At 32.6% G+C, this 22,090-nt stretch carries 19 protein-coding genes; 17 read left to right on the top strand and 2 right to left on the bottom strand.

Annotated features, from left to right (window positions below; all coding sequences use genetic code 11):
• Positions 1-87: 87 nt before the first annotated feature.
• Positions 88-1,584 (top strand): Tad domain-containing protein, encoded by a 1,497-nt coding sequence (locus DWX29_RS05545; protein ID WP_118565350.1) that lies wholly within the window; start codon positions 88-90, stop codon positions 1,582-1,584.
• Positions 1,585-1,690: 106 nt separating this feature from the next.
• Here the strand turns inward: DWX29_RS05545 and DWX29_RS05540 are convergent, their stop codons facing one another.
• Complete coding sequence (locus DWX29_RS05540) at positions 1,691-2,530, bottom strand: PD-(D/E)XK nuclease family transposase (protein WP_118565349.1); 840 nt, start codon at positions 2,528-2,530, stop codon at positions 1,691-1,693.
• Between the two features lie 334 nt (positions 2,531-2,864).
• Complete coding sequence (locus DWX29_RS05535; RefSeq protein ID WP_117908729.1) at positions 2,865-3,512, bottom strand: orotate phosphoribosyltransferase; 648 nt, start codon at positions 3,510-3,512, stop codon at positions 2,865-2,867.
• A 407-nt stretch (positions 3,513-3,919) separates the two neighbouring features.
• Between DWX29_RS05535 and gatC the strand changes: the two genes are divergently transcribed.
• From gatC to DWX29_RS05455, 16 genes are all read left to right on the top strand, one after another.
• The gene (gene gatC, locus DWX29_RS05530; RefSeq protein WP_022089739.1) at positions 3,920-4,213 is read left to right on the top strand and encodes an Asp-tRNA(Asn)/Glu-tRNA(Gln) amidotransferase subunit GatC; all 294 of its coding nucleotides are present in this window, start codon (positions 3,920-3,922) and stop codon (positions 4,211-4,213) included.
• A gap of 32 nt (positions 4,214-4,245) precedes the next feature.
• A complete protein-coding gene (gatA, locus tag DWX29_RS05525) occupies positions 4,246-5,712 on the top strand; it encodes an Asp-tRNA(Asn)/Glu-tRNA(Gln) amidotransferase subunit GatA (protein WP_118565348.1) in 1,467 nt (488 codons plus the stop codon).
• A gap of 12 nt (positions 5,713-5,724) precedes the next feature.
• Positions 5,725-7,152, top strand: coding sequence for an Asp-tRNA(Asn)/Glu-tRNA(Gln) amidotransferase subunit GatB (gene gatB / locus DWX29_RS05520; protein WP_118565347.1), 1,428 nt, complete (start codon positions 5,725-5,727; stop codon positions 7,150-7,152).
• 67 nt (positions 7,153-7,219) lie between these two features.
• Entirely contained in the window at positions 7,220-8,662 is a 1,443-nt protein-coding gene (gene purF, locus DWX29_RS05515) for an amidophosphoribosyltransferase (RefSeq protein ID WP_022089742.1), read from the top strand.
• Between the two features lie 23 nt (positions 8,663-8,685).
• The gene (purB, locus tag DWX29_RS05510; RefSeq protein WP_022089743.1) at positions 8,686-10,116 is read left to right on the top strand and encodes an adenylosuccinate lyase; all 1,431 of its coding nucleotides are present in this window, start codon (positions 8,686-8,688) and stop codon (positions 10,114-10,116) included.
• A gap of 130 nt (positions 10,117-10,246) precedes the next feature.
• Entirely contained in the window at positions 10,247-11,500 is a 1,254-nt protein-coding gene (locus DWX29_RS05505; protein WP_118565346.1) for an FKBP-type peptidyl-prolyl cis-trans isomerase, read from the top strand.
• A gap of 32 nt (positions 11,501-11,532) precedes the next feature.
• Positions 11,533-12,705, top strand: coding sequence for an FKBP-type peptidyl-prolyl cis-trans isomerase (locus DWX29_RS05500; protein ID WP_022089745.1), 1,173 nt, complete (start codon positions 11,533-11,535; stop codon positions 12,703-12,705).
• Positions 12,706-12,729: 24 nt separating this feature from the next.
• Complete coding sequence (locus tag DWX29_RS05495; RefSeq protein ID WP_118565345.1) at positions 12,730-14,667, top strand: DUF2142 domain-containing protein; 1,938 nt, start codon at positions 12,730-12,732, stop codon at positions 14,665-14,667.
• A 16-nt stretch (positions 14,668-14,683) separates the two neighbouring features.
• The gene (locus DWX29_RS05490; RefSeq protein ID WP_118565344.1) at positions 14,684-16,123 is read left to right on the top strand and encodes a uracil-xanthine permease family protein; all 1,440 of its coding nucleotides are present in this window, start codon (positions 14,684-14,686) and stop codon (positions 16,121-16,123) included.
• 412 nt (positions 16,124-16,535) lie between these two features.
• Positions 16,536-17,135 (top strand): C39 family peptidase, encoded by a 600-nt coding sequence (locus DWX29_RS05485; RefSeq protein WP_158574507.1) that lies wholly within the window; start codon positions 16,536-16,538, stop codon positions 17,133-17,135.
• A 5-nt stretch (positions 17,136-17,140) separates the two neighbouring features.
• Complete coding sequence (locus tag DWX29_RS05480) at positions 17,141-17,617, top strand: hypothetical protein (protein ID WP_022089749.1); 477 nt, start codon at positions 17,141-17,143, stop codon at positions 17,615-17,617.
• A 223-nt stretch (positions 17,618-17,840) separates the two neighbouring features.
• Positions 17,841-18,527: a hypothetical protein gene (locus tag DWX29_RS05475; protein WP_118565343.1), complete on the top strand. Its 687-nt coding sequence runs from the start codon at positions 17,841-17,843 to the stop codon at positions 18,525-18,527.
• A complete protein-coding gene (locus DWX29_RS05470; protein ID WP_022089751.1) occupies positions 18,514-18,819 on the top strand; it encodes a transcriptional regulator in 306 nt (101 codons plus the stop codon). Before DWX29_RS05475 ends, DWX29_RS05470 begins: the two co-directional genes overlap by 14 nt.
• A 271-nt stretch (positions 18,820-19,090) precedes the next feature.
• Positions 19,091-19,744 carry a response regulator transcription factor gene (locus DWX29_RS05465; protein WP_022089752.1) on the top strand — a complete coding sequence of 218 codons (654 nt, stop codon included), beginning with the start codon at positions 19,091-19,093 and terminating at the stop codon, positions 19,742-19,744.
• A gap of 95 nt (positions 19,745-19,839) precedes the next feature.
• Positions 19,840-21,267 carry a HAMP domain-containing sensor histidine kinase gene (locus DWX29_RS05460; RefSeq protein ID WP_117908744.1) on the top strand — a complete coding sequence of 476 codons (1,428 nt, stop codon included), beginning with the start codon at positions 19,840-19,842 and terminating at the stop codon, positions 21,265-21,267.
• Positions 21,268-22,059: a hypothetical protein gene (locus DWX29_RS05455; RefSeq protein ID WP_117908745.1), complete on the top strand. Its 792-nt coding sequence runs from the start codon at positions 21,268-21,270 to the stop codon at positions 22,057-22,059. It abuts the gene before it with no gap.
• Positions 22,060-22,090: the final 31 nt, after the last annotated feature.

Raw genomic sequence — 22,090 nt, 5'->3', positions numbered from 1 at the left:
TTTATAAAAAGAAAATTTGTATAATGTATTTAATATAGATACGTGATAAATAGTTAGTTTATTTATTTTTGTATGGAGGGTTAAACAATGGAGAGGTTTTTAGGAAATCGTAAAGATAAAGACGAAGAAGGATCAGTTATAATTCTTGTTGCAGTTCTTATGGTTGTATTTCTTGGAATGGCAGCATTAGTTGTTGATTTAGGTGCAGATTATGTGTATAAGGCAAAGATGCAGACAGCGTGTGATACTGCATCAAGAGCAGCAGCTTCAGCCTTGCCTGATACTACGAAAGCTACGGAACTTGCTAAGTATTACATGAAGGAAAATGGGTTCACGGATACAAGAAATGTGCAGGTGGAATTTAAAGATTCTAATTCAAAAGTGCAGGTATATCTTAAAGAAGAAAGAAAGACAACATTTGCAAGAGCCCTTGGTATTAAGAGTAATAAGATAAGTACGGTTGCAGTAGCTACAAAAGGTGGAACAAGTAATCCGAGAGGATTTAAATATGCTATATTTTCCGGAGATAAAGATGCAACATTGAAACTTGGAGCAGTTTATAAAGTTGATGGAGCAGTGCATGCAAATGGAAAGATTTGGTCTGACCCTGGAAATGGATATGCATTTTCTTTTGAAGCTTCAAAAGGATTTGATAAATTGAATTCATCGACAACAAAGGTTGGTGTTAAAAATGGAGATAATGTAAATCTTTTAGATGTTACAACTGATGAAGCTAAGAGCCATATAAATTCAAATGCACGATATGAAGAAATGCCTATGTACTTAGGAGAAAACATTGAAAAATTAATTGTAAATCCTTCAGTTCCGGAGAATTTTGATTTAACAATAGCTGAAGTTAATAAAAAAGGAAGTGAAGGTTGTAAGAGTATTAAATATATAGGAAATGAAACGTGGTGGGGAGGCACTTGGTCATTTGGAAATGACTTGTTAATAGATAATAGTTCTAGAAGTGGAGACTATGATTTGGGAGGAGGAAAACTAATAATCAATGGAGATTTATATATAAATGGAGATGCAAACAAAAACACTACATTATCTTTCTATTCGGGAGGAATAGAAATAAATGGAAATGTATATTGTGCTGGCAAATTAAAACTAGCTGGAACAAAAGTGCATATTAAGGGAAATGTATATTGTGTTGGAGATTTGTATTTGGAATCAGGAGATGTAAAGTTTGACTCTACATATATATATGCAAATAGTTTTACAGCCTCTAATGGTTTTGTGTTGTCAGGAGCATTGGTAACGGAAAAAGATATAAACATTACTGGTGCCATGGCACAGATAAATAGTAGTTCTGATTCTACAATGACTATGTATTCAAAATATGGAAATATAAATGGTGGACAGGCATCATCAGAATATCACGGACTTGTATTTGCACCAAATGGAGATATATCATGGTGTGGTAATTCTATTAAAATATATGGTAGCATTATTGGAAAAACAATTAGTGGAATACCGGCAGATGTTATTATTCATCCATTGGATAGAGATTTAGAATATGATACAAATAATCCTAATGGTTCAGCTACGGGTAGTGGAATAATGTTAGTTAAATAATTTAATTATGATTATAGATAAAAAAACACTTTGGCAAAACGACTTGTCAAAGTGTTATTTTTTATCATCGAAAACCTGAACTTAGAAAAAATTACACCATTCATATTTAAACTCTTGTAACCTGTTCTTCTAATTCTTTTAATTCGTCAATTGATAATGTGGGAACATATGTAGCAATTTCATCAAGGGACATTTTGCCGATTTTTATCATCCGTTCTGCAGTTTCTTTCGCAGTTGCCTTAGCAGTTTCTTTTGCAACTTCATTTCTCATATCTTCTAATATTTGTGACATAGATGCAACACCTTCTTTCTCTTCTTTGAAATATCTTGCTTTTTTTGCTAATTCTTTATAATTCATATCGTTAGGATTTGTACATGAAAAATCATGCATGAGTCTTCCAATCGCATCATTTCCCCGATATGCTCCATTAACATATATTATATGAGAGCCATCACCAAAAAGTTTCTTTTCGCCTTCCATCACAACGTATCTGTCTATATGATATAAAGGTTGATTTCCATGCATAACATCATTTTCTGTAATGAAAATCACATAACTATCGGGCATGTTATCAGTACTATCACCAGGCTTTAATATATGAGCGTCTAACAGGCTGCTGTTATAACGGGCTCTTTTGGAACCTGCACCTTTATTAGCTCTTTGAATTTCAATATCAAATTTTCTACCGGTACTGTCTGATGCATGCACATCTAATACAGCAGAGCGTCCTTGTAGATTTTTAAGAGGATCCTGTGTCTTTATAGACTTAATAATAATATCATCTTGGTTCAATATTATTCTAAGTATTAGTTCAACAGCTTCGAAGTTATCTTCTAAGCATACTGTCATAAAATCATCATCTATATATCGTAGAGCCTGTAGGCGTTCTAAATCTTTATTGTTTTGTAGTTGTTCACTTATGCTCAATCTTTTATTACCTTTCATTATAATTGTTCTTTTGTTCATTGACAACTATATAAAAATCTAAATTATGCAGAAATAATACTTTATTACGTAGATAATTTGATTTATACCATAGTTTTCACCGATTGTACACATACTGTATGTGTACAACTAATTATACATCACAATTTATCAAAATGTCAATAACAACAATATGTTGCGTATTACTAGCCGGAATAATATTAAATATTAGCAGAGAAAAATAAGATTTTACATAAAAAGGTATTGCATTTAGTCGATGCAATACCCTTAAAATATTATTACTATTCAGTTTTATATTTCGTATAGTAGTCTGACCTTTAATGCAAAGATTACATTATAATTCACTATACCCATATCCATTAACGATGGCTTCAATTTTCTCATTTGCCTTGCACATAGGGCAATCATTGTGAGAGTAAATGTTGTATCCCGGAATATCATCTGCCTTAAACAGAGAATCGATGTGGTAACCGTCAACGTTATCAACGGCACTGAATATAGCAGATATACCCTGAAGAATTCCACCATAGTAGGAAACACATTCAATACAATTCTTTACAGTAGTTCCGGTACTTGCAGAAGCAAGCAATAAAAGAACATTTCTATTCTTAATTTCATGCTTAAGATTATCCCTAAATATCATAAGGCCGTTAGAATCATATTCAGGTGAAATAACATAAATTGTCTTGTGTGCATTCATAGATAATACTCCGGCCTTAGTAAGTTCGCTTGCTAAGAAAGCTCCAATGACCTCGCATCCGTCCATACATACGATTGTGTCAATAGGTTTCCCCATAACGTTGTAGTAATCCTTCATTGCGACTGCAATCTGCTCAGCTTCACGTTGTCTTGTTTTCATTGTAGTCATATCAAGATAATGACTAACGTGTGAATGAGTAGTAGCAAAATGTCCCTTTATAACTTTAAGGGCAATGTTAGGATTTTTTGAAGCATAATATTTTACAATTCTTCCCTCGTCCATAATGTGTCTACCTCCTTGTAGTAACAGAGCATTATGCTCTTTATTATTTATAAAATCTGAGAAATTGTTTCTACTCAAATTTATTTGTCTCCGCTCAAAAATATACTAATATTATACATCACAAAGCTGACAAATGAAATAATTAAGTGTAATTTAAAGGTTAAAAATCGTTATTAATTTAGTGGAAATCTTTAATGGAAGAATGATAAAACCTGCATTATGAATAAAAATGAAGAAATTCGTGAAACTATTTGCAAGTAATATGGTGATTATGCTATATTGAAGAGTAGATGTTTATGGTTTAATGGGGTAAGTCTGTATATTTAATATAAAAGTTAATTTATTTGAATAAAACAGATTGTTCGTTATAATAACCATAACTTAAAGGAATGCTAGAGGAGGAAGATATGGCAAATATAATTTCAGACGAGACAATAGAGTATGTTGGAATTTTAGCAAAGCTTGAACTTTCAGATGATGAGAAAGAAAAAGCAAAGAGTGATATGGGCAGAATGCTTGATTATATTGATATGTTAAATCAGTTAGATACAAGTAATGTTGAGCCAATGAGCCACATATTCCCTGTAAACAATGTATTTAGAGAAGACGTTGTTGTAAACGGTGATGACAGAGAAAATATTCTTGCAAATGCACCGGAGGAAAGAGGCGGAGCATTTGTTGTTCCAAAGACAGTAGAATAATTTACTTACAGCAAATGAAAGGATATAGTGTTATGAATTTAATGAGTTTAACAGCCGTTGAACTTGGGAAAAAGATTAAAAGCGGCGAGGTTAAAGTTGTAGATGCGGTAAATGATGCATTTGCTCATATAGAAAAGCAGGACAAGACAATTAATAGTTTTGTTACTGTAACGAATAAAGAAGAGGCATTAAAGAAAGCTGAAGAAGTTCAGAAGTTAATTGACGAAGGAAAACTTACAGGACCATTAGCAGGCGTGCCTGTAGCTATTAAGGATAATATGTGTACTAAAGGCATGCTTACAACATGTAGTTCTAAAATTTTAGGAAACTTTGTTCCTACTTATACAGCTACAGCAGTTGAAAATCTTGAAAAAGCAGGAGCAGTTATAATTGGAAAGACTAACATGGATGAATTTGCCATGGGAAGTACTACAGAAACTTCTGCATTTGGAGCAACAAAGAATCCTTGGAACACAGAACATGTACCGGGTGGTTCATCAGGTGGTTCATGTACAGCTGTTGCATCAGAAGAATGCTCATATGCTTTAGGTTCAGATACAGGTGGATCAATCAGACAGCCAAGTTCATTTTGCGGAGTAACAGGAATTAAACCAACATACGGAACGGTTTCACGTTACGGACTAATTGCATACGGTTCATCATTAGACCAGATTGGACCTGTTGCAAAAGATGTTACTGATGTAGCTACAATACTTGAAACAATAGCGGGTCACGATGAGAAAGACTCAACATCAGTTAAGAGAGACGATTATAACTTCACTGAAGCATTAGTTGATGATGTTAAGGGATTGAAGATTGGTATCCCTAAAGACTATTTTGGTGATGGATTAGATAAAGAAGTAAAAGATTCTATTTTAAATGCAGTAGAAGTTTTAAAGAGCAAAGGCGCAATCGTAGAAGAATTTGATTTAAGCCTTGTTGAATATGCAATTCCTGCATATTATGTAATTGCCAGTGCGGAAGCAAGTTCAAACCTTGAAAGATTTGACGGTGTAAAATACGGATACAGAACACAGGAATATGAAGGTCTTCATAACATGTATAAAAAGACACGTTCAGAAGGTTTTGGTGAAGAAGTTAAGCGTAGAATTATGCTTGGTTCATTTGTATTAAGTAGTGGATATTATGATGCGTACTATTTAAAAGCTTTAAGAACAAAAGCTTTAATTAAAAAGGCATTTGATGAAGCATTCGCTAAATATGACGTTATTATCGCACCGGCTGCACCTACAACAGCTCCTAAGATTGGAAGCAGTCTTGCTGACCCTATTAAGATGTATCTTGGAGATATTTATACAATATCAGTTAATTTGGCAGGTCTTCCGGGAATTACGGTTCCTTGTGGAAAGGATTCTAACGGACTTCCAATAGGAATGCAGATTATTGGAGACTGCTTTAAGGAAAAGACAATTATAAGAGCAGCATATGCTTATGAACAGACAAGAGAATATGAGCATTGCCCATTAGTAGAAGCATAAGGAGTGAAGTAAATGAAACAGTACGAAACAGTCATTGGACTTGAAGTTCATGTAGAATTAGCAACAAAAACAAAGATTTTTTGCTCCTGTTCAACAGAATTCGGAGGAGCACCAAATACACATACATGTCCTGTCTGTACAGGAATGCCGGGTTCACTTCCTGTATTAAATAAGCAGGTTGTTGAATATGCAGCAGCAGTAGGACTTGCAACAAATTGTAAAATCACACAGAATTGTAAATTTGACAGAAAGAATTATTTTTATCCTGATAATCCACAGAATTATCAGATTTCACAGTTATATCTTCCAATCTGTAGAGACGGATATGTAGAAATTGAAACAGAAGAAGGAAAGAAAAAAGTAAGAATCCACGAGATTCATATGGAAGAAGATGCAGGTAAGCTTGTACATGATGATTGGGCTGACTGCTCATTAGTAGACTTTAACCGTTCAGGTGTACCGCTTATTGAAATTGTATCAGAACCAGATATGCGTTCAGCAGAAGAAGTAATTGCATACCTTGAAAAATTGCGTATGATAATTCAGTATTTAGGAGCTTCTGACTGTAAGTTAAATGAAGGTTCAATGAGAGCTGACGTTAACCTTTCAGTAAGGGAAGTTGGAGCAGCTGAATTTGGAACAAGAACAGAAACAAAGAACCTTAACTCATTTAAGGCGATTGCAAGAGCAATTGAAAATGAAAGAGAAAGACAGATTGATTTATTAGAATCAGGACAGGAAGTTGTTCAGGAAACAAGAAGATGGGACGATACAAAAGAGTATTCTTATGCAATGCGTTCAAAAGAAGATGCACAGGATTACAGATATTTTCCGGACCCTGATTTGGTTCCAATCAATATTAGTGATGAATGGTTAGAAAGATTAAAATCAGAACAGCCTGAATTCAGAGATGAAAAGAAAGAAAGATACATTGAAGAATATGGACTTCCTGAATATGACGCGAATCTTTTGACTTTATATAAACCTTTAACAGTTTTATTAGAAGCAGCAGTTGCAAATGGAAGCAAACCAAAAGAAGCCAGCAACTGGTTGATGGTAGAAACAATGCGTCTTGTAAAGGAAAAAGGAATTGAACCTGACGAGGTTAAATTCTCTGCCGATAACTTTAGTAAGTTCTTAAAACTTATTGATGACAACGTAATTAACAAAACAGTTGCCAAAGAAGTATTTGAGGCAATGTTTAATGATGACATAGACCCTGAAAAATATGTAGATGAACATGAATTGAAGATGGACAACAATACAGATGACCTTAAGAAGATAATCGAGGAAGTCATTGCTAACAACCCTAAGGCAGTTGCAGATTATCAGGGTGGAAATCAGAAGGCGATTGGAGCATTAGTAGGTCAGACAATGAAAGCTACACAGGGTAAGGCTAATCCGCAGATGATAAATCAGATGCTTAGAGAGTTGCTATAGTTGTCGCATTGATATATAATGCAATGGAAAAATATAAAAGTTAGTATACGTAGGTGGAGAAAAGAAAATGAATAGTATCGAGCTTCAACAAAATTGGGAAGATGATGGACTGCATGAAGAATGTGGTGTGTTTGGTATGTATGATTTAGATGGCAATGATGTTGCATCATCCATTTATTATGGATTATTTGCACTGCAGCACAGAGGACAGGAAAGCTGTGGTATTTCTGTATCAGACACGTTTGGACCTAGAAAAGTGGATTTGTTAAAAGGAATGGGACTTGTAAATGAAGTATTTAACAGCGAAAATTTGTCAAAACTTCACGGAAATATCGGTGTAGGACATGTTCGTTATTCTACAGCAGGTGAAAGTATTCCTAGTAATGCACAGCCACTTGTAATCAATTATGTTAAAGGAACATTGATGCTTGCTCACAATGGTAATTTGATTAATGCAAATGAACTTCGTGATGAGTTAGCATATACAGGAGCAATTTTCCAAACAACAATTGATTCGGAAGTTATTGCTTATCTTGTTGCAAGGGAAAGAATTAATGCAAAGACAGCACAGGAAGCAGTTACAAATGCGATGAAGAAATTAAAAGGTGCTTATGCACTCGTAATTTCAAGTCCTCGAAAACTTATTGGTGCAAGAGATCCATTTGGTTTTAAACCATTATGTATTGGCAAAAGGGACAATGCTTATATTTTAGCATCTGAAACATGTGCCCTTGATACAATTGGTGCTGAATTTGTAAGAGATGTACTTCCGGGAGAAGTTGTAACTATTGACAAAGATGGAATTAAATCAGATACATCAATGTGTCTTCCTAAGGCAAAAGAAGCAAGATGTGTATTTGAATATATTTACTTTGCAAGACCGGACAGCAATTTTGATGGAGTGAGTGTATATCATTCAAGAATTATGGCAGGAAGATTCTTAGCTATGGATTCCCCGGTTGAAGCAGATGTTGTTGTGGGTGTACCTGAATCAGGAAATGCAGCAGCCATGGGTTATGCAATGGAATCAGGAATCCCTTACGGAACAGCATTTGTCAAAAACAGTTATGTTGGTCGTACATTTATTAAACCTCAGCAAAAGAGCAGGGAATCAAGTGTTAGAATTAAATTAAATGTTTTAAAAGAGGCAGTTTGTGGTAAACGAGTAATAATGATTGATGATTCAATTGTAAGAGGAACCACAAGTGATAGAATTGTTCAGATGTTAAAGGATGCAGGTGCCACAGAGGTACATGTAAGAATCAGTTCACCACCATTCTTATATGAATGTTATTTTGGAACTGATATACCATCAAGAGATCAGTTAATTGCCCACAATAGAACAATAGAAGAAATCAACGAAATAATCGGTGCAGATTCATTAGGATACCTTAGAGTTGAAAGATTAAAAGAAATTGCAGGCGGACTTGGGATTTGCACAGGATGTTTTGATGAAAAATATCCAATGGAGCCACCAAAAGAGGATATCCGTGGAGAATATATAAAATAAGGTCAAATGTTAAGGAGGAATTTATGAACGACAGATACCAAAGCCCATTATCAGAAAGATATGCAAGTAAGGAAATGCAGTATATTTTTTCACCTGATATGAAGTTTAAAACATGGAGAAAATTATGGATTGCATTAGCAGAATCTGAAATGGAATTAGGATTAAACATTACACAGGAACAGATTGATGAACTTAAGGCTCATGCAGATGATATTAACTACGATGTAGCAAAAGAAAGAGAAAAATTAGTTCGTCATGACGTAATGTCTCATGTTTATGCTTATGGTCAGCAGTGCCCTAAGGCAAAGGGAATTATCCATTTAGGAGCAACATCATGTTACGTTGGTGATAACACAGATATAATTATAATGACAGAAGCATTAAAACTTGTTAGAAAGAAATTAATTAACGTTATCAATGAACTTGCTAAATTTGCTGATAAATATAAATCTCAGCCTACATTGGCTTTTACACATTTTCAGCCTGCACAGCCTACAACAGTAGGTAAGAGAGCAACATTATGGTTAATGGAATTAAAATTAGATTTGGATGATTTAAATTACATGATTGACAGCATGATGTTGTTAGGTTCTAAAGGAACAACAGGAACACAGGCAAGTTTCCTTGAATTATTTGAAGGAGACCATGAAAAGATTAAAGAACTTGAAAATAAGATTGCAAAGAAAATGGGATTTGAAAAATGCTTTCCTGTTTCAGGACAGACTTATTCAAGAAAGATGGATACAAGAGTATTAAACGTTGTTGCAGGAATCGCAGCAAGTGCTCATAAATTCTCAAATGATATTCGTTTGTTACAGCATTTGAAGGAAATTGAAGAACCATTTGAAAAGAATCAGATAGGTTCATCAGCAATGGCTTACAAGAGAAATCCTATGAGAAGTGAAAGAATCGCATCTCTTGCAAATTATGTTATGGTTACAGCATTAAATCCGGCTATTACATCAGCAACACAGTGGTTCGAAAGAACATTAGATGATTCAGCAAATAAGAGATTAAGCGTTCCGGAATGCTTCCTTGCTATCGATGGAATTCTTGATTTATACTTAAATGTAGTAGATGGTTTAGTTGTATATCCAAAGGTTATTGAAAAGAGACTCATGAGTGAACTTCCATTTATGGCAACAGAAAATATTATGATGGATGCCGTTAAAGCAGGTGGCGACCGTCAGGAAATGCACGAAAAGATTCGTACACTTTCAATGGAAGCAGGAAAGAACGTTAAGGAAAAAGGCTTAGACAACAATTTACTTGAACTTATTGCAAATGACCCATCATTTAACATGAGTTTAGAAGACTTACAGAAGACAATGGACCCAAGTAAGTATGTAGGACGTTCACCTGAACAGGTTGAAGAATTCTTGAGAGATGAAATTCAGCCAATTCTTGATGCAAATAAAGAAATCTTAGGATTAACAGCAACAATTAACGTATAAATTTAATTGTGACGTAATTGTGAACAAGCAATAAAGTCTTTAAATATTAAATAAAATGTGATAAAATCGGTTGTATGTGTGTGACACGAAATACAACTGATTTTTTCAGTTATGAAAAGAGGAGAACAAGATGTTTAAGAAAAGTTTAGCAGTGGCAATGGCTGTGATGATGACAATATCATTAGCAGGATGTGCCGCAGGGGAAAAGATAGCAGACGCTACAGGAAAGAGAAGCGACTATGATAAATGTAAATCAAGTTACTATGGAACAGTTAAGTTAGCTGATTACGATCAATTTGAAATGTACTCAGATGAAGTTAGTATTTCAGACGATGATGTAGATAGTGAAATTAACTCAGTACTTGAATCAGATAAGTCATACGAAGATACAGATGAAACAGATGTTACAGATAAGTCAATTGTTGACATCAGTTATGTTGGAACAGTTAAGGTAAAGAAAAAAGATTTTGCATTTGATGGTGGTACAGCAGATAACCAGACATTAGATATTGCAAACAGCTCATATATTGAAGGATTTGCTGAAGGTTTAGTTGGACATAAAGTAGGAGAAAAGGTTGAATTAAACTTAACATTCCCTGAAAATTATACAAATTCAACAAAAGATGCTGATGGTAACGAACTTAAATTAGCAGGAAAGAAAGTTAAATTTGAAGTAACAATTAATAAGATTGTAAAAGAAGTTACACCTGAACTTACAGATGATTATGTAAAGAAGAATTTAAAAGACAAATATGGTGTAGAAACAGCCGACGGCTTAAAAGAGTATTTTAAGAATCAGTTAGAAATTTCAAAAGTTGGAAGTACAAATGCATTAGCTGATTACGTTGAAAAATGTGATGTCAAAGTAGATGAAGATGGTGTAAAGAAAGAGGTTGATAAACAGCTTTCAAGCTTTAAGGATACATTAGAACAGCAGTCAATGACAATGGATGATTACCTTACACAGTATGGTAATGGAGAATCAGAAGCAGATTTAAAGAAAAAGATAAAAGAAAGCATTACAAATCAGTTTAAGACATACGCGGTTATTTGTGCAGTAGTTGAAAAATCAGGAACAGTATTAAAAGAAGAAAGATACAATAAATGGTTAAAGCAGATTGCAGCACAGAGCAAGTATGAAAAGGTTGATGACTTTATCAATGCTTATGAACAGTACTATAAATCATATTACGGACAGGAAATTGATGCCGAAGATACATTTACAATTCAGTGCACATATCTTGACGCAATGGAAATCTTAATTGATAAAGGAAATGTTAAGGAAGGTACAAGACCAGAAGAAACAACAACAGAAGCAACAACAGCAGCAGAAGATGCATCAGTAGAAGAGACAACAGAGGCAGAAGAAACAACAGCTGAATAATTGGTGGGATTACTATAAAGGAGCGTATTACAATGAAAAAAGCTATAGCATTAACACTTACATTAGCAATGGCAGTAACAATGGCAGGTTGTGGTAATAACCAGAAGGGAACTGTTACCAGTGCCAGTGGTAAAAAGATTTCAACAGATTTAATAAAGGGCTCAATTAAACTTGCTGATTACAAAGGATTAGAAGTTTATGAAGATGAAATTAAAGTTGAAGATACAGAAGTTCAGAGCCAGATAGACAACCTTTTAAAAGAAAAGCAGGACAGCAATGTAGTTACAAAGGGTAAGGTTGTAGAATCTGATACAGTTAATATTGACTATACAGGAACAATTAAGTTAAATGGCGAAGATTTCAAGTTTGATGGTGGTTCAGCAACTAATTATGATTTAGACATTGACAACAGTCAGTTTATAGATGGATTTGCAGAAGGGCTTGTAGGACATAAAGTTGGTGAAGAAGTAACTCTTAACCTTAAATTCCCTAAAGATTATTCACAGACATCTAAGGATGCAGACGGCAATGAATTAACTCTTGCAGGAAAGAAAGTCAAATTTGTAGTAAAGATTAATTCAAGAAAAGTTCTTCCTGAACTTACTGATAAATTTGTAAAAAAGAATTACAAAAAACAGTACGGAACAAAGACAGTAGATGAATTAAAGAGCTATATAAGCAATCAGCTTAGAACAAATAAAATTGTAAATGCAGTATTTAGTGATTATGTTGATAAATGTGATGTTGCAGCTTACGATGAAAAAGAAGTTGAAAGCATAGAAGATTTCAATAACAGCGCAATGGCTTCACGTCTTCAGTCTAAGTACAAGACAAATCTTGACACATATCTTAAAGCATGCAAGATGTCAAAGAAAGACTGGAACAAGAAGATGGAAGATTCAGCACAAAAAACTGCTAAGCAGGCAATGGTAATTGAAGGAATTGCAATTAGCGAAGGTCTTTGGGCATCAGAAAAGGATTACAATGCAGGACTTAAGAAAGTAGCTACATCAATGGGATATAAGTCTGTTGATGAATTAGAATCATATTTTACACAGTATCAGGCATACTATGGACAGGTTATTATTAAAGAATCAGTTGCATTTAACGAAGCTGTAAATCAGCTTATCGCAGATAATGCAAAAATATTAGAAGGTTCAAGACCGGCAGACGAGACAACAACAGAAGAAACAACAGCTGAGTAGAATAAATAAGGTTAAGGAAGTTAGATGAAGAATATATCATTAGAAAAAGTTAAGCCTCAGATTCGAATTATTTTAGAAATTGCATTTGCAATAATTATTGCAGTTGTAATTGAATTTGGGATGAACTATCCTTCCCTGACAAAAAGCTATGAAGCAGTTTTGTTTAGTAATTCAGGTGAATTGAATGAAGATGGTGATTTAGTTTATTCACAGAATATGGACAAGGCTGTTTACGTAAACAAATTAAAAATTAAGGCTGAGACTTTGGAGAAAAATTCATACACTGTAGTGGCTACCGTTGTTAATGATTTTGGAAAGACAAAGTCAGTTGAAATTACAGATAAGGCATACCCGGAATTCGGGTATGCCTATACGAATGTTAGGGAGAAAGTTTCAAAACTCCAGGTAATATTTACTTCTCCGGAAAAAATCAATGTAAGTGAGATATCATATTCAAATAAGGCGAATTTTAATGGCTATAGAATGGCATTTTTTGCTTTAGTTATTTTCTTAGGCCTGATATTAATTTTTGAAAGAGAAATATATTTAAAAAAAGTCCAGATTTTCTATCTTATATTTGCACTTGGATTTGGAAGTCTGATTATTATGGCTTCAGGTCCTGTGTCAACGACATGGGATGAAGAAGTTCATTATAATTCAATTTATACATTAAATTTTCATCAGAAAGTTAATTGGAATGAAGCATCAAAGTTAAATTGCACAAGAGAGGCTCCGGTAGCAAATACAAGAGAAGAGCTTAAAATGTTAAACAAGTACATGAATAACATTTCTAATAATGCATTAAAACAGCAGAAACCGGTTGGACTTATCAATAAAGGATATATAGTTTATCTGCCGATGATTGTAAGTTATCATATTTGTGAGGCGATAGGATTGCCTTATACGATGCAGTATACAATTGGAAGATTTGGAAATCTTATATTCTGTGCATTGCTTAATTGCTTTGTTATTTATGTGGCAAGGAGAAAGAAGTTACTTGTTGCTACATTAGCATTAATGCCTACTTTATTATTTCAGGCAAGTTTATACACTTATGATGGAGTAATATTTGCATGTATGAATCTTGGATTTGTACTTTGGATGAATTTAATGGATGACACAAATAATGACAAAGAAACGACATGGAAACAGATTGCACTTGTGGCAGTGTTACTTGGCATAGGATGTATTGCGAAACCGGTTTATTTTCCTGTTATGATTTTGATGGTTCCTATATTGTGGAAAATAATAAAGGACAGAGTGAAAGAATCCGCTAATGGAAAGAGGACAATAGCTCTTATAGCAGTTGCAGTAATTGCAGTGTGTATGGTTATGGCACTAATTTCCATGAGACATGTAATCATAAATTTATTACAGGGTAATTCAGGTTATGGTGGAGACACCAGAGGTGGAAATACGGGAATTATCGGTCAGTTAGTTTCAATAATTAAACATCCGATAGCATTTATTAAGATGTTTATCCATGAGATATTTACTTTTGATAATTTTAGAAACTTTGGAGATAAGACGAAAAATCAGTTTTTACCAAGTAATTTAATGTTTTTAAATTTATATGGACTTGGAATGCTAAAAGATGCATGGTCATTTGTTCTATTACCTGTTCTTGCAATGTTGTTTCTGACAAATACAGATGATGAACAAAATGAACCTAAAAATATAAAGACAATTAGAGTTGTAAATGGAATTGCAGTTGTATGTAGTGTGGCTTTGGTATGGCTTGCTATGTATCTGGCATTTACACCTATTGGAGCGGATGCAATAGAAGGAGTTCAGGCAAGATATTTTATACCGCTTTTGCTTCCGGCTGCGTACACTTTATGGAATAACAGAATTCAGATAAAGGTATCAAAGCAGCGATATTATCAAATTGTGCTAGGAGCGGCATTGGTGTTAGCCGGTGTATGCTTTTATCAAACGTTAATCTGTGGTAGATTAATATAAACTTTAGGAGGAAAAAATGAACAAAAACGAGAAAAACACAATTGGTGAATACGGTATTTACGATGCCAGTGTTCTTGGAGTACCAAAGATGCTTGTACTTGGTTTACAGCATACTTTCGCTATGTTTGGCGCAACAGTATTAGTTCCGCTTCTTACAGGGTTGGATGTTGCAACAACATTATTGATGGCAGGTTTAGGAACTTTATTATTCCACTTTATTACAGGTAGAAAAGTTCCTGCATTCCTTGGCTCATCATTCGCCTTTTTAGGTGGATATGCAGCTGTAGCCGGATTGAAGCCTGAAGGCTCAGATATTAATATGCTTCCATATGCATGCTTAGGTGTTGCTGTGGCAGGTCTTTTATATTTGGTAGTTGCAGCATTGTTTGCAATATTTGATATAAAGAAGATTATGAAATTTTTCCCACCTGTTGTAACAGGACCAATTATTGTAGCAATCGGTTTAAGTCTTGCAGGAAGTGCAGTTTCAAACTGTCAGACAAACTGGGTTATTGCTTTAATTGCATTAGGTGCAGTAATTGTATTTAACATTTGGGGAAGAGGAATGGCAAAAATCCTTCCAATTCTTTTAGGTGTATTAGTAGCAATTGCAATAGCAGTTATTTTAGCTATCACAACAGGAAGTCATGTATGGGTTGATGGAAATGAATATGTGGCAATGTTTGGAAACCCAAATTTCTTATTAGTATCAATTGATAAATGGATTAATTTTAAAAATGCAGCTTGGATTGGATTACCAATTCATGGTAATGAAATTGTATTTGGTAATGTGCCGGATGCTAAATTAGCAGTAAGTGCAATTATCGCTGTTGTTCCAATCGCTATTGCAACAATGATGGAACATATCGGAGATATTTCAGCAATCAGTGCAACAACAGAAAGAAACTTCCTTGCTAATCCTGGTCTTAAGAGAACATTAGTAGGAGATGGTCTTGCAACAACTCTTTCAGCTTTATTTGGTGGACCGGCTAACACAACATATGGTGAAAACACAGGTGTTCTTGCTTTAACAAAGGTTTATGATCCAAAGGTAGTTGAAATTGCAGCAGTATTTTCAATCTTACTTTCATTCTCACCAAAGGTAGCAGCAGGAATTAACCTTTTACCAACAGGTATTATCGGTGGTATTTCATTTGTACTTTATGGAATGATTTCAAGTATCGGTATAAGAAACATGGTAGAAAATAAAGTTGATTTAACAAAGAGCAGAAACCTTATGGTTGCCGCAATTATTTTAGTATGTGCATTAGGTATTACATCAATTGACTTCTCAATCGGAAGCTTTGATATTAGCCTTACATCACTTGCAGTTGCCGCAATCGCAGGTATTTTATTAAATGCAATTCTTCCTGGAAATGACTATGAATTTAATGATGAAGAATTAGTTAAAAAAGAAATTGAAGAAGTTGCAGCACAAAAGGCTGAGCAGAAATAGAAACGCAGAAAAATAGATTACAGATAAATTAAAACCTTCAAAATGGGAGAAATCTTATTTTGAAGGTTTTTTATTTTGTAAAGTATGCTTTTTTGTACAAATAAAGAAATATACCGATTTTGACTTCAGTATTTGTATTGTTATATATAGGCAATGTAATTTTTAATTAAATTGATAAATCATTTTATTATATTAATGAAAAAAAGGATATATTTATTATTATTTATTATTACACGAATAATAAAATATAAAATATACAAATATATCATAGAAGAAAGCATATGTTGACAAAAATATTGCTAATGATATAATTGAATTAAAAATATATAGTAACAGGAGGTAAGAATATAATGAAAGAAAAATTGTATGGAGCGAAGAAGGTTTATTTAAAAGCTATTTGTTAAAAATGAATATGAATAAAAAAATTGATTACATAATAAAAGGGATAAATATAAAAAATGATACTAATAGTGGAACTATTAGTTGTGAAATAGCTGATAAGGCGACATATACCCCGGAATTTCTCAATACAGCAAGTAATGTAGTTGTATGTGGATTGTTTAATCAACAAGGGCAAGGAAAATATGGATTATGTTGGGCGGCATCTGTTGCAACTATAGTAAACTATAGAAATGGAACGGCATATACAGCTAAAAATGTTGCGGATAGAATGGGAATAGAATATAATACAGGTGGAACATTAGAAAATGCGTCTTTAGCATTAAATCTATATGGAGTTATGTATAAGGCAATATATAACCAAATTAGTTGGACTCTGGTAAAAAAGAATATTGATCAGAAGAGACCTATTTATGTTGCAGCAACTTCGAGTGGAAACGGACATGCGGTTGCATGTTTTGGATATAAAGTTAATAATCAGAAAAAGTATGTATATTTTTGGAATCCTGGTACACAGAGTACTTCTATTGTATTATACAAAACGGCCGGAACAACGTTTTCATATAATAATAGTGTATGGACTTGGAAATATACAGCTGCTAGAAATGGATAAGAGTAATGAAGATAAAAGTATATATATTTGGTATAATAATTATAGTTGGATATTTACTCACAGCATGTAGTAATGATGAAATAAATACAAAAAATGAAAAAACTGATAAAAATAATATTCTTAACAATAAAGAATATAATAAGATTGTTTATTGGATAGGTGGGCAAGGTATTGAAATAACTGATAAAGTAGATGTAGAAAATATAGTAGAGATTTTATCAACTGTTCCGGTGGAACGTAAAGAAAAAGCAGAAGAACGGGCAGGTGGAATTTTCTTGGATTTAATAAGTGATGGTAATCAAGAGGAAAGAATAGTAATATTAAGCGATTATATTTCTTACAATAATGAATATTATTATACAAAATATGATGTTATTCCAAGTGTTGAAGAAATTATTGAAGATGAAGCAAAAAAAAATGGACTAGAATATTTATTTGAAGATACATCGACTGGTCATCAGGGGAAAAAGAAAGTTAAGTAAATAATTTATATAATATATTTCATAAAAATAAGATAAGTATTATATTTTTATATATTATATGAATTATAAAAAAATAGTTTAAGATAACAAAAATAGATAATGTTAATATTTGTAAAAAAGATAATCGATTCGTATAATTGATTATCTTTTTTTTTGACAATTTTACAATATAACTTTAAAATAAAAATAACTTTATAATATAAAGTGAATGAAAGGAGAAGGTATGGAATTAACGCAAAAAAGAATTTACAAAGATATTGAGGAAATTAAGAACACAATTGAATGTTCAAAAAGAAACTATACAGGGCCATATAAGTTATTTTTGCTATATGGAACATTACAGGGAGTTTTATTAGTACTAAATTTATTTAGTGCGGTAATATGGGGTGCAAGTGACAATGGAGCAATGTTCAATTTCGCATCACAAATGATATGCTCAGCAATTATTGGTATATTTTATTTCCTAATATACAAGAATGAAAGAAGGGCAAGTAATAGATACTATTTATCAACTCTTAGTATCTGGGGAATATTAGCAATATCAACACCATTTATATTGTTTGCAACAAGATTAGTGCTGGCTTTAAGTAAAAGTGAATTGGTAACTGATAACTTAGTATTCTTAACAGATTATGAGAACTTAATTAATATAGTGTTAGTTTGCATTGCAATAATTACTGTTGGATATATAGTAAACAAAAGAGGGTTAGTGGGATTGGCAATTTTAATTCTGTTTTGTTTTATAACTATTAAAGTATTGCCAACTGTAAATATTTATATTAAATTAAATTTGGATAACCAATTACAAATAAGCATATCCTCCATATTTTATTGTGTAGTTAATATATTTGGATATATCGGTCTAGGTTTAATATTGTTACGTCAGGAGAAAAAAAGTGCAAATATCTAATATACCGGAAGCATTTAGTTTATCGATAAGATTAAAGTTAATAAGTTGTTTGCTTAATGGAGAAAAGACTTTTAAAGAATTAAAGCAGATTACAAAAGCTACAGATGGTAATATCAGTGTGCAATTATCCAAATTGGAAGAATGGGGATATATTGAATCGAAAAAAACTATATGCGGAAAAAGACCTAAAACAAGTTATAAGATAACAGAATTTGGAATAGAACAATTTGAAGCCTATGTTAATTTATTAGAGAAAATACTCAATGGTACTTTTATTAATAATACAGAGTGATTCATGGAAAATTGTATAAGTAAATAAGATTCTTACTAAACATTAATAGTGGTTATAATAGAAAAATAAAAACAGATAGTTGTTACAGTGTGCCAATCTTCAAAAGTTAGAACAGAAGCTAACGATTGAAAGGTGGCACTTCGTAATAAAGACTATCTGTTTTTATTTTTCTAAAGTATGCTTTTTGGATGCCGTTTTGATGTATAATTAATTTCAAAATATACGAAAAATACATAAAATGCAAGAAAGCATGGCAGGAGTAATATAACAAATGATTAATATATTAGTAGTCGAAGATGATAAACCAATTTCAGATTTAATAAAGATGAGTTTAAAAAGAGTGGGGTATTTATGTGATACAGCATTAGATGGTGAAATTGCAATAGATAAAATAAATGAAAAAACATATGATTTAATTTTATTGGATATTATGTTACCTAAAGTAAATGGTTTTGAAATTTTAGAATATATAGAACCACGTAAAATACCTGTAATTTTTCTGACAGCAAAAAATTCAGTTGAGGATAAGGTTAGAGGACTTAGAATGGGAGCAGAAGATTATATAGTAAAACCATTTGAAACAACAGAATTGTTGGCAAGAGTTGACGTTGTACTTAGAAGATATAATAAGACAGACAATGTAATTAATATAGCAGGATTGCAGATAGACATGATTTCAATGAAAGTGAGCCGCGATGGAAAGGAAATTTTGCTGACACCAAAGGAATATAATATACTGTTATTATTTGCACATAATCCAAATGTGGCACTTTATAGGGAAACAATATATGAGAGAGTTTGGGGAGAAGAATACGAATATGGTACAAAAACTGTTGATTTGCATATACAAAGATTGCGAAAAAAAGTTGGATGGCAGAAAGAATTAAAAGCAGTTAATAAAGTAGGATATAGATTAGAAGTATAGAACAAATTTAAAATAAAAGCAGGACTAGGTTACAAATGAAAAATATATTTTTAATCAAAGAAGTATAGATAAAGGATAAAGATTGGAATAACGGAATGAAATTTAGAACCAAAGTAGTTGTATGCATGATAAGTATACTTTCAATTATATTTGGTGCAGGCTCAAGTGCACTGATTTTGAACTCATTTAACAGCGCATTGGATAGGGAAAAGAAAAGTGCAATCCAGTCATATGAAATGATATTAAATACACTAAAAGTAGTAAATGGTGTAGAAGCGTGGGCTGACAGCAAAGATATATCAAATACAATTAAGGAAATGTCAACTCAAAGAAATACATCATGGGCTGGAATACATATTTATACAGAAAAAAATGAATTGTATAAAGATGGAAAAATGAAAGATAAATCGGGAAGTTTATTAGAAAGTACAAAATCAAAGAAAAATGTCGACGAGAAAAGTTGCATTACAAAAGTAATAGCAGGAAATGATAAAGAAAAATATCTTAAAGTTTCAGGGGCATTAAAAGTAGGAAAAGAAAAATGTTATTTAGATGTAGCATATGATATTTCACCGATATATGAAGAAAGGGATAAACTACAGCAAATATATTATGAAGTATTTGCAATAATGATTGCTTTATGTGGAATACTTTCGTACAGCAATTCATTTATAATGACAAGACCATTAGTAAGATTGTCAAGAACATCAAAAGCAATTGCCGCAGGTAATATTTCGTATCGTTCAAGAATAAAGACAAAAGATGAAATAGGAACAATGGCAAGGGAATTTGATAAAATGGCGGACAAACTGGAAAATAATATAATTGAATTGAAGGATACAATGGAAAGTCAGAATCAGTTTATAGGAAATTTTACTCATGAACTAAAGACGCCTATGACCTCAATTATAGGATATGCGGATTTGTTACGAAGTCAGGCACTGACAATGGATGAACAGGTAGAAGCAGCAAATTATATTTTTTCAGAGGGCAAGAGATTAGAAAGATTGTCACTAAAACTATTGGACATATTTGTAACTGAAAATAGTGAGGTGAAATTGGTTTTAGTTTCGCCGGGGAAAATAGTTGAACAGTTAGTAGAAAATCTTAAAGCTGATTATTTGAAAAGAAATATTGCATTAAAATATAACTATGAAAAAGGAGTCTGCCTGTTAGAACCAGACCTTGTGCGTTCCCTTATAATTAATTTAATGGATAATAGTAGAAAAGCAATGACTGATAACGGGCATGGTATAATTAGTGTAGAAGTTAAAATGACAGATAATGGTTGTTCAATTATCGTAAAGGATAATGGAAAAGGAATGCCGCCGGAAGCATTACAACACATAACAGAAGCTTTTTATAGAGTTGATAAATCACGTTCAAGAAAACAGGGTGGAGCCGGATTAGGATTGGCGCTGTGTGCAAAAATTGTAGAAGTTCATAATGGCGATATTAAATTTGAAAGTAAAGAAAATGAAGGAACAACTGTAACGGTAGAACTGAAGGGAGGAAGAGCATAAATGTGGTATAGAATTAAAACAATAGCTTTGGTTGCCATAATGATAACTGTAGGTGCTCTTTTCCCAAAAACAGTTTTAACATATCAGGATAAAATTCTTCAGGGAAAAGTATCTAAATATAACATAAATCAAATTGAATTTAAAACTGAGAATGAAATATTTAATATATTAAACAATATATCAAATAATAATTTTTACTATTCGCGTGAAATAGTAAGTGGTATGGAAAAAAGCAGAGCTGAAATATATGAACAGGAAAAATCATTTTTGAAAATTATAAAAGAATATTGTTCTTCAGATTTAGACTTTGAGAATATAAAGTATCATAATGAATCAGCAGATTTATATATAGAAGACTCACAAAATTCAATATATGTAAACGATAATTTGAATTATGGAATATCAGGAACATCCAATGCAACTGCTAGTGATGAGAACAAAAAAAATAGTAAGATGCAGAAAAAAATTATGAGTGAAGCAACTGCAACTAAAATGGTTATATGGAATTGTAATTTAGAAGGTATTGAGGGAATTAGTATAAACATGCAGATAGAGGATGCAACAGGGCTTGTATGTGGATTTTCAATAGATTATGAAAATGTAGAATATACACCATTTATTACTGATGTAGAAGAATTTGTAAAAGCACTTGGAAAATATTATGGAGTGGAAGCGCAAATTAATAATAAAAATTACGGGCAGATAGAAATAATGTTATCTGATAATAATTCAAAAAAACAAATTATAGTGTATATGAATACCGATAAATACGGAGTTTATTTTAATCAGTAAATGATGCCAAAACGATGCCAAAACATAGCCG

Origin of the sequence: Eubacterium sp. AF19-12LB, assembly GCF_003479125.1 — a bacterium.
GTDB classification, from domain to species: domain Bacteria; phylum Bacillota; class Clostridia; order Lachnospirales; family Lachnospiraceae; genus Eubacterium_U; species Eubacterium_U album.
The sequence above is the reverse complement of the archived record's forward strand: the minus strand, read 5'-3'. Positions and strand labels throughout refer to the sequence as shown.

What these genes read in the sequence shown, in the direction of transcription:
- DWX29_RS05535 (WP_117908729.1), bottom strand. Translation starts at nt 3,512, where the DNA reads ATGGACGAGGGAAGAATTGTAAAATATTATGCTTCAAAAAATCCTAAC.
- DWX29_RS05475 (WP_118565343.1), top strand. Translation starts at nt 17,841, where the DNA reads ATGGAATTAACGCAAAAAAGAATTTACAAAGATATTGAGGAAATTAAG.
- DWX29_RS05485 (WP_158574507.1), top strand. Translation starts at nt 16,536, where the DNA reads ATGAATAAAAAAATTGATTACATAATAAAAGGGATAAATATAAAAAAT.
- DWX29_RS05500 (WP_022089745.1), top strand. Translation starts at nt 11,533, where the DNA reads ATGAAAAAAGCTATAGCATTAACACTTACATTAGCAATGGCAGTAACA.
- DWX29_RS05545 (WP_118565350.1), top strand. Translation starts at nt 88, where the DNA reads ATGGAGAGGTTTTTAGGAAATCGTAAAGATAAAGACGAAGAAGGATCA.
- gatB (WP_118565347.1), top strand. Translation starts at nt 5,725, where the DNA reads ATGAAACAGTACGAAACAGTCATTGGACTTGAAGTTCATGTAGAATTA.
- DWX29_RS05495 (WP_118565345.1), top strand. Translation starts at nt 12,730, where the DNA reads ATGAAGAATATATCATTAGAAAAAGTTAAGCCTCAGATTCGAATTATT.
- purF (WP_022089742.1), top strand. Translation starts at nt 7,220, where the DNA reads ATGAATAGTATCGAGCTTCAACAAAATTGGGAAGATGATGGACTGCAT.
- DWX29_RS05465 (WP_022089752.1), top strand. Translation starts at nt 19,091, where the DNA reads ATGATTAATATATTAGTAGTCGAAGATGATAAACCAATTTCAGATTTA.
- gatC (WP_022089739.1), top strand. Translation starts at nt 3,920, where the DNA reads ATGGCAAATATAATTTCAGACGAGACAATAGAGTATGTTGGAATTTTA.
- DWX29_RS05455 (WP_117908745.1), top strand. Translation starts at nt 21,268, where the DNA reads ATGTGGTATAGAATTAAAACAATAGCTTTGGTTGCCATAATGATAACT.
- DWX29_RS05460 (WP_117908744.1), top strand. Translation starts at nt 19,840, where the DNA reads ATGAAATTTAGAACCAAAGTAGTTGTATGCATGATAAGTATACTTTCA.
- DWX29_RS05490 (WP_118565344.1), top strand. Translation starts at nt 14,684, where the DNA reads ATGAACAAAAACGAGAAAAACACAATTGGTGAATACGGTATTTACGAT.
- DWX29_RS05480 (WP_022089749.1), top strand. Translation starts at nt 17,141, where the DNA reads ATGAAGATAAAAGTATATATATTTGGTATAATAATTATAGTTGGATAT.
- DWX29_RS05505 (WP_118565346.1), top strand. Translation starts at nt 10,247, where the DNA reads ATGTTTAAGAAAAGTTTAGCAGTGGCAATGGCTGTGATGATGACAATA.
- DWX29_RS05540 (WP_118565349.1), bottom strand. Translation starts at nt 2,530, where the DNA reads ATGAAAGGTAATAAAAGATTGAGCATAAGTGAACAACTACAAAACAAT.
- purB (WP_022089743.1), top strand. Translation starts at nt 8,686, where the DNA reads ATGAACGACAGATACCAAAGCCCATTATCAGAAAGATATGCAAGTAAG.
- gatA (WP_118565348.1), top strand. Translation starts at nt 4,246, where the DNA reads ATGAATTTAATGAGTTTAACAGCCGTTGAACTTGGGAAAAAGATTAAA.